Annotated in this window: 9 protein-coding genes; all 9 read right to left on the bottom strand. The window is 56.6% G+C overall.

Translation table 11 applies throughout. The features are described from left to right. Positions 1–352 (bottom strand): alpha/beta fold hydrolase (locus tag DEO48_RS00975; protein ID WP_146198225.1); only part of this gene is annotated, 352 nt, incomplete at its 3' end. An 86-nt stretch (positions 353–438) separates the two neighbouring features. Continuing rightward, complete coding sequence (locus DEO48_RS00970) at positions 439–612, bottom strand: GhoT/OrtT family toxin (RefSeq protein ID WP_013096478.1); 174 nt, start codon at positions 610–612, stop codon at positions 439–441. A gap of 183 nt (positions 613–795) precedes the next feature. After that, positions 796–2,220, bottom strand: coding sequence for an aminobutyraldehyde dehydrogenase (patD, locus tag DEO48_RS00965; protein ID WP_109844061.1), 1,425 nt, complete (start codon positions 2,218–2,220; stop codon positions 796–798). A gap of 24 nt (positions 2,221–2,244) precedes the next feature. Beyond that, on the bottom strand, positions 2,245–3,051 hold the full coding sequence (locus DEO48_RS00960) for an ABC transporter permease (RefSeq protein WP_029741505.1): 807 nt from the start codon (positions 3,049–3,051) through the stop codon (positions 2,245–2,247). Further along, positions 3,041–3,985, bottom strand: coding sequence for an ABC transporter permease (locus tag DEO48_RS00955; protein ID WP_023311994.1), 945 nt, complete (start codon positions 3,983–3,985; stop codon positions 3,041–3,043). Before DEO48_RS00955 ends, DEO48_RS00960 begins: the two co-directional genes overlap by 11 nt. 1 nt (position 3,986) lies before the next feature. Further along, positions 3,987–5,000, bottom strand: coding sequence for an ABC transporter ATP-binding protein (locus DEO48_RS00950; protein WP_064672621.1), 1,014 nt, complete (start codon positions 4,998–5,000; stop codon positions 3,987–3,989). A gap of 17 nt (positions 5,001–5,017) precedes the next feature. Continuing rightward, a complete protein-coding gene (gene ydcS, locus DEO48_RS00945; RefSeq protein WP_109844060.1) occupies positions 5,018–6,163 on the bottom strand; it encodes a putative ABC transporter substrate-binding protein YdcS in 1,146 nt (381 codons plus the stop codon). A gap of 270 nt (positions 6,164–6,433) precedes the next feature. Then, positions 6,434–7,843, bottom strand: coding sequence for a PLP-dependent aminotransferase family protein (locus DEO48_RS00940; RefSeq protein WP_033145692.1), 1,410 nt, complete (start codon positions 7,841–7,843; stop codon positions 6,434–6,436). Positions 7,844–7,925: 82 nt separating this feature from the next. After that, the gene (locus DEO48_RS00935) at positions 7,926–8,114 is read right to left on the bottom strand and encodes a hypothetical protein (protein ID WP_023335881.1); all 189 of its coding nucleotides are present in this window, start codon (positions 8,112–8,114) and stop codon (positions 7,926–7,928) included. Positions 8,115–8,618 lie beyond the last annotated feature (504 nt).

Below are 8,618 nucleotides of genomic sequence, written 5' to 3'. Positions count from 1 at the left end.
CCTTCACGCGCGACGCCAGCAGCCCCGCCGTTTCGATAGCAATGCTGCCGCCCATGCTGTGGCCGTATAACCAAAAGGACTCCAGCTCTAGATGGTCAATCAGTTCCGCCACAACGTGCGCCTGGTCGGTGGTTTTATAGCTGTAGTGCTCAGGCTTGTCGCTGTAGCCGCTGCCGGGCAAATCGATGAGAATCGCTCTACGCGCGCCAAACAGCGGGTCATGAACGACACGGGGATATTCATAGGAAGAGGCGCAGCCCAGCCCGTGAATGAACACCACGGGATCGCCGGTGCCGGGCAGGTCATGCCAGCGCACGGTACAACCGGCCTGCTGCGAGTAAAAACTGTTCATAAGCACTCCTTTTACGATGCACTGTTTATTTATACAGTTACCGTATCTGGAATGCCATATTCATCTTTTAAAAATGGAAGCGTGCTTCAGAAAAGCGAGACCAGCAGCGCAACGGGAAAGCTCATTGGCCAGGTTGACCCCACCAGAAAAGCGCTGAGCAGGCGGATACGTTTGCGGTCTTTAGAGAGGAACCAGGTAATTAATGCGCAGATGGAAGCCATGATTGCGTAAAAAACCAACATCTTTTGATACAACGTCATTCTGTATACCAGAGCCGAAAAAATAACCGCACGCAATATGCGTCATATGTTGATACAGATCAAGTTTTTTCGTTACAGAATAACCACTTAAATATTACGGATAATAACAATTGAGTATCTTGCGTAACACTCATGGCGGGCGCGGGAAACGCCTGGCCGCGCATGCGGCCAGGCATGGCGGGCTTAGTGTTTGATCATGACATGCCGCACGACCGTATAATCCTCAAGCCCGTAGACCGACATATCTTTGCCGTAGCCGGATAACTTCATGCCGCCGTGCGGCATTTCGCTCACCAGCATAAAATGGGTATTCACCCAGGTGCAGCCGTACTGCAGGCGCGCGCTCAGGCGATGGGCGCGGCCCACGTCTTTGGTCCAGACCGATGACGCCAGTCCATACTGCGAATCGTTCGCCCAGGCCAGCACCTGCGCCTCGTCGTCAAACTCGGTGACGCTCACCACCGGGCCAAACACCTCCCGCTGAACGATGGCGTCGTCCTGTTTTGCCCCCGCCAGCAGGGTTGGCTGGAAGTAGTAGCCCGCCCCCTCTTTTTTGCTCCCGCCGGTGACAACGCGGATGTGGCCGAGCGCTTTCGCCGCATCGACCGCCTGACAGACGCGTGAAAGATGGGCGGCCGAGCTGAGCGGTCCCAGTTCGGTAGAGGCATCCTCCGGCGCACCCATTTTGAGGCTGGCGACCGCTGCGCCCAGCTTTTCCACCAGCGCGGCATAGATGCCCTTCTGGGCATAAATCCGGCAGGCCGCCGTACAGTCCTGCCCGGCATTGTAGAAACCAAACGTCCGCACCCCTTCGACAACCGCATCCAGGTCGGCATCATCAAAGACGATAACCGGCGCTTTACCGCCCAGCTCCATGTGGGTGCGTTTAATGGATGACGCGGTATGGCCGATGATATGTTCCCCGGTAGCAATCGAACCGGTCAGCGAGACCATACGGACTTTTTCATGCCCGGTAAGCGGATCGCCAACCGTTTTCCCCCGGCCAAACAGGACGTTCAGAACGCCTGCCGGGAAGATATCTTTTGCCAGCTCTCCCAGCTTCAGCGCGGTCAGCGGCGTGATCTCTGAGGGCTTAATCACCACGCAGTTCCCTGCCGCCAGCGCGGGGGCCAGCTTCCAGGCCGCCATCATCAGCGGATAGTTCCATGGGGCAATAGAGGCAACCACACCCACCGGATCGCGGCGGATCATCGACGTGTGGCCGTCAAGGTACTCCCCGGCGGCCAGCCCGTTCAGACAGCGGGCGGCCCCGGCAAAGAAACGGAAAACGTCGACCACCGCCGGAATTTCATCACCCAGAGCACAGTGCAGCGGCTTCCCGCAGTTGAGGGATTCGAGCCGGGCAAAGTCCTCCCCATGCGCTTCAATCGCATCCGCCAGCTTCAGCAGGCACTCGGCGCGCGTCTTCGGCGTGGTTTGCCCCCACTCCGCAAAGGCACGGTCGGCCGCCTGAACCGCCGCGTCGACCTGAGCCGCTGACGCCTCGGCAATCTCCAGCAGGAGTTTTCCAGTGGCCGGGTTATAGACCGGCTGCTTTTCTCCCTCTCCGGTTACCAGTTTTCCCTCTATCAGCAGTTGTGTTTGCATAGCATTTTCCTGTTGAATTCACTGTTATTTCCCGCTGCCGGCGATGTTCTCACCGTCGCGGGTTAGCCACCAGGCTCCCAGAATGGGGATAGTTGTCACCAGCATCACCAGCAGTGCTACGACGTTGGTGACCGGAACGTCGCGCGGACGACCGAGCTGATTGAGCAACCACAGCGGTAACGTGCGCTCGTGTCCCGCCGTAAACGTTGTGACGATTATCTCGTCAAACGACAGGGCAAACGCCAGCATACCCCCGGCCAGCAGAGCGGAACCCAGATTGGGCAGCACCACATAGCGGAAGGTTTGCCATCCGTCGGCCCCGAGATCCATCGACGCTTCCACCAGGCTCCAGGAGGTGCGTCTGAACCGGGCAATCACGTTGTTAAACACCACCACCACGCAAAAGGTGGCGTGTCCGACCACGATGGTGAAAAACCCAGGCTCAAGGTCGATCGTTTTGAATGCCGTCAGCAGCGCCAGACCGGTGATGATCCCCGGCAACGCAATCGGCAACAGCAGCAGCAGCGAGATCGCATTCTTGCCAAAAAACTCGCTTCGCCACAGCGCCGCTGCAGCAAGCGTGCCAAGCACAAGGGCAATCGCGGTGGAGAGCGCGGCAATCTGAAGTGACAACGTCACTGATTCAATAATATCGCCGCGCCCCGCCGCCACGCTGAACCACTTCAGCGTCAGGCCCTGCGGCGGAAAGCTGAAGGCCGCGTCTTCGGTATTAAAGGCATAGGTCGCGATAATCAGCAGCGGGAAGTGCAGGAAGATAACGCCTCCCCAGGCTGCCACTTTCAGGAACAGCGGTGCGCGTTCAGAGTGCATCGAATGCTCCCAGACGTTTCACGAACGCCAGATAGAGTGAAATCAGTACGATGGGCACCAGCGTGAACGCGGCGGCCATGGGCATATTGCCAATGGCGCCCTGCTGCGAGTAGACCATGTTACCGATGAAGTAGCCCGGCGGCCCCACCAGCTGCGGAACGATGAAATCCCCCAGCGTCAGGGAAAAGGTGAATATTGAGCCTGCCGCAATACCCGGGATCGCCAGCGGCAGAACGACGTAGCGAAAGGTCTGGCGAGGGCGCGCGCCGAGGTCGGCTGAGGCCTGCAGTAGCGAGGCAGGCAGGCGTTCCAGCGCCGCCTGGACGGGCAGGATCATAAACGGCAGCCAGATATAGACGAAGACCAGAAACCGTCCCAGTCCGGAGGTGGACAAGGTGTTGCCGCCAATCGCCGGGAGCGTAAGGAGTGAGGTCAGGATCGGCTCCAGCCCCATATGGTTGAGAAACCACTGCGCCACCCCGTCCTTCGCAAGCAGCAGCGTCCAGGCGTAGGCTTTGACGATGTAGCTCGCCCACATTGGCAGCATCACAGCGATATAGAAAAACGCTTTCCACTTGCCGCGGGTGTATCGCGCCATGTACCAGGCCATCGGGAAGGCCAGGATGGCGCTGGCAATCGTCACCGCAATCGCCATGGTTAACGTGCGCAGGATAATGTCGTAGTTTGCCGGGTTGAAAAGCGCCTGAATGTTCGCCAGGGTCAGATCCGGCGTGACGGCCATGGTGAAATCGTCAAAGGTGTAAAATCCTTGCCACAGCAGGGTCAGAAGCGATCCTAGATAGACGATGCCAAACCACATGAGCGGCGCGAGCAGAAGCAGGAACAGGCCGAGCGACGGTTTACGCCAGAACAGCGCCGTCATGCGGCTTAAGCGGCCGTGCGAGGCGGGAGGATGCGCGACACTCATAGACATTTCACCTCTCCTCGTGCAGGCGAATCATCGCCTCGCGTGACCACGACGCCATCACCGCCTGCCCCGGCGCAATGCCGCTCAGCGACGAGGTTTCACTGAGATTGGCCTGGCTCACCAGCAGTTTGGCGCCATCGGCAAGCTTCAGCTCCAGCCGCGTGGCCGCTCCCTGATACTGAACGGCCTGCACGATGCCCTGAACCTGAACGTCTCCGCCCTCATTAAGGCGAATATGTTCCGGGCGCAGGGAATAGCTGCCTTCCATGCCGCATATTTTCTGCGCAAGTCCCGCATCAAAGACGTTGGACGTGCCGACAAAACCGGCGACAAACGGCGTGCGCGGACGCATGTAGAGATCGCGCGGAGTATCCACCTGCTCGATGCGCCCGTTATTGAACACCGCCACCCGGTCTGACATGGAAAGGGCCTCGCCCTGATCGTGGGTGACAAAAATAAAGGTGATGCCGAGTTCCTGCTGAAGCTTCTTTAGCTCGAACTGCATCTGTTCACGCAGTTTGAGATCGAGCGCACCTAAGGGTTCATCCAGCAGCAGGACGCGCGGCTCATTGACCAGCGCCCGGGCGATGGCGACACGCTGCCGCTGGCCGCCGGAAAGTTGTGAAGGTTTGCGGGCAACGGCAAAGCTCAGGCCCACTTTTTCCAGGGCATCACGGGCCTGCGCATGACGTTTTTTCTTGTCGATGCCTTTGACCATCAGCCCGTAGGCAACATTGTCGAGGATCGACATATGCGGGAACAGCGCGTAGTCCTGAAAGACGGTATTCACATCCCGCTCCCAGGGAGGCAGCTCGCTCGCCTCTTTGCCGAAGATAGAAATTGTGCCGCCTGACAGCTGTTCAAAACCCGCGATCAGACGCAGGCAGGTGGTTTTGCCGGAGCCCGAAGGCCCCAGCATGGAGAAAAATTCTCCGTCACGAATAGCAATGGTGACCCCATCCACCGCCCGTACGTCGCCGTACAGACGGGAAACGTTGTTAAACTCTACCGCGTACGTCATGTTCTGCTCCCGGGCAATTAACGACCGCCCATGATGGCGATGTAATCCTGCGTCCAGCGGCTGTAAGGGACAAATTTGCCGCCTTCGGCGATAGGGGTTTTCCAGAACATGATTTTGTCGAACTCGTTATAACCGTTTGTTTCGCAGCCTTTATCACCCAGCAGCGTGCTGGCCTTACACCCTTCAGCAACCACGGGCAGGGAGCCAAACCAGGCCGCCAGATCGCCCTGCACTTTCGGCGTCAGCGACCAGTTCATCCACTTATAGGCGCACATCGGGTGTTTTGCCTGCGCGTGCAGCATGGTGGTATCCGCCCAGCCGGTCACCCCCTCTTTCGGGAAGACGGTGGCAACGGGCTGGTTCTCAGCCTTCAGGGCATTCGCCTGATACGGCCAGGCGCTGGAGGCCACGACGCCTTCATTTTTGAAATCGCTCATTTGAACGGTGGTGTCATGCCAGTAGCGATGGATCAGCGCGTGCTGGTCGCGCAGCACTTTCAGCACGGCGGCATACTGTGCTTCGGTGAGCTGGTAAGGGTCTTTGATACCCAGCTGCGGCTGGGTAGCTTTGACGAAGAGCGCCGCATCGGCGATATAAATCGGGCCGTCATAGGCCTGAACGCGTCCCTGATTGGTTTTACCGTCCGGCAGATCCTGTTTGGTAAAGACCACGCTCCAGCTGTCCGGCGGCGTCGGGAAGGTTTTGGTGTTGTACATCAGCAGGTTTGGCCCCCACTGATACGGCGTGCCGTAGACTTTCCCGCCGACGTTAAACCATTCCCCTTTCACAATCCGCGCGTCGAGCGTTTTCCAGTTGGGGATGAGGTCGGGGTTAATGGGCTGAACGCGTTTACCCATTATCAGGCGCAGGGAGGCGTCACCCGAGGCGGTGACCAGGTCATATCCCCCTTTCGCCATCAGGCTGACCATTTCATCCGACGTGGCCGCCGTCTTGACGTTGACCGCACACCCGGTCTCTTTTTCAAACTGGGTGACCCAGTCATAATTTTTATCCGTCTGTCCGCGTTCGATGTATCCCGGCCAGGCGATAATATCCAACCGACCTTCCCCGTCGCCGATGGCCTTTGGTGGTTCTGCGGCTTGCGCTGTCATGATAGTCATGCCGAGCGCGCACAGGCTGCTGCGGGCAAAATGTTTGCTCATAAGAGTTACTCCTGTCGCAATGAATTTAGCGGCAGCCGTGCCGTAAAAATATCTCCCTTATTAAACGTAGACCGCGCAAATGCGCCGCACCGTACGGCTTCAGGAAATTTCATCAAGGTGTGACCGAGGGCGCATTCCCCGTTAACTGGATTATAGACAAGGAGTTAGCCGCGAGAGACGGTATGCAGATTTCCTATGACAGGGCACCACGAAATATTCGCAGCGCCGTCATCTGGATAAGAATTGATTATTTAAATAACGGAGAAAAGTTTATTCCAGCATCGTACTAATTAATTTCCCTAACTGAATGACCGCCTGCTCTTCTCGCTCTCCCCAGGCCCAGGAGGTATTAAACCGGAAGAACGGTGTCCACGCGTCGGAGGTGGAAAACATCTTTCCGGGCGCAATGCTGATGTGGTGCGTTAAGGCTTTTTCGCTGAGCAGACCCGCATCCAGCTGCGCCGGAAGCTCCAGCCATAAAAAGTAGCCGCTGTCGTTATGGTGGATTTTGACGCCGGCAGGCATATGGCGCAAAAGAGACTGCCAGGCCTGCTGTTTTCGCTCGGCGAGCGTACGCCGCAGCCGGCGCAGATGGGCGTCGTAGCGTTTCGTCGCCAGGTAATCCACCAGCGCTAGCTGCACGGGTGAGCTGGTGGAGAGCGTGCTCATCAGCTGCAACTGCTGAATGCGTCTCGCGTGTTTTCCTGCCGCAACCCAGCCGATGCGAAAACCGGCTACCAGGCATTTTGAAAAGGACGAGCAGTGCAGCGTCATATCCTGGCGATCCCATGCTTTCGCCGGGAGCGGCTTTTCACGGCCAAAATAGAGCTCGCTGTAGACATCGTCTTCAATCAGGGGGACGTTGTGCTGCGTTAACAGCGCGACAAGCTGCGCTTTTTTCTCCGCGCTCAGCGTGAAGCCAAGCGGGTTCTGACTGTTGGTCATGATCCAGCAGGCTTTAACCGGGTACTCCTTCAGCGCCTGTTCAAGGGCATTCAGGTCAATCCCCTCGCGGACATCCGTCGCAATCGACAACGCTTTGAGCTTCAGGCGTTCCAGCGCCTGCAGCGCGCCGTAAAAACACGGGTTTTCGACTATCACCCAGTCGCCCGGCTCGGTTACCGCCTGCAGGCTGAGATTGAGCGCTTCAAGCGCGCCTGCGGTGATCACGATCTCTTCCGGGGAGATGTTCATCCCCTGCTGCGCGTAGCGACGGGCAATGGCGTGGCGGAGATCGACGTTACCCGGGGGCAGGTTCTCAATCACGCTCATCGCCGTCGCGGTTTTGCTGACGTTCGCCAGCGAACGGTTGAGCTGCTGCAGCGGGAAAAGTCGGGGATCGGGAAACGCGGAGGCAAAAGGAACAACGGACGGGTCGCGGCTGGCCTGTAAGACGTCGAAGATGTAGGTATTAATATCCACCACTTCGTCACGCATCACCTGGGCAGGTGGAGCAGGCTGATGTGCGGTCGGGCGCGAGGCAACGTAATAGCCCGACTGCGGTCTGGCGACAATGCGCCCCTGACTTTCCAGCATCTGATACGCGTGGCCAACGGTCATAAAACTCATGCCGCTGCTCGCCACCTGCTCTCGCAGCGAAGGCAGCTTATCGCCCGGCAGCCATACGCCAAGCTCAATCTGCGAGATAATTTGTTGCGCCAGACGCTGGTATTTTTTCATCAAATTCTCCTTGTGACCGACAGTGTATATCAGCAGGAGAAAAAGAGAAGATTTAGCTAACTGTTATAGTTCGTGAAACAAATTACTTACGGTACTCGGTAACGTGGCTTTGCGCCTGGCGCGCAGCGGCCAGGTGATCGAGCGTAATCATCGACGATTTGCAAAAGATGCATTTCGCGCCGAGTGGGTTTTTCTCGGACATATCAAAGACTGAGGTACGGTACTGCGAGCCATGACAGCATGGGCAGCGGAAATGAATATAAGAAGTCATAGGATTCTCCTGTAACGTAAAAACGTAAATTACTAATGGGCCGATTGGGCAATAATGGTTTTAAACAAAACGAATCGGAAAGTAGATAAAGACCCAAGAGAGGCTGCGGAGAGGCACAACGTGATGAGAACTGCTTTATAAAACTACGTCAGATATTTATTTGGACTCAAAACCAGAGGGTCATTAACGCACGGCGCAGACGACAAGGCAAGCAGTTTTATGCGTAAAATTCATAAAAATACAGTTTTTATTCCTCACGCGAGGTATATCAGATGCCTAAAGCATGAGCTTTAAGCCAACTGTTATGGTTAAAAATCACTTTTCTGCGTCTGACAGTCCGAACTTTGCCCCTATACCATAACAGCACACCGTTTGACATTGAGGCTGTGCATGTTTGGTTTAGATGCTTTTCACCTTGCACGGATGGAGATAAAACACTTTCAAATTTTTCCAACCAAATCAGCAGATTGCCGAATAAATACCCTCATAATCATGTCGCAAAAC

The sequence above is a fragment of the Enterobacter sp. CGMCC 5087 genome (assembly GCF_003144775.1).
Lineage (GTDB): Bacteria > Pseudomonadota > Gammaproteobacteria > Enterobacterales > Enterobacteriaceae > Enterobacter > Enterobacter cloacae_M.
The sequence above is the reverse complement of the archived record's forward strand: the minus strand, read 5'-3'. Positions and strand labels throughout refer to the sequence as shown.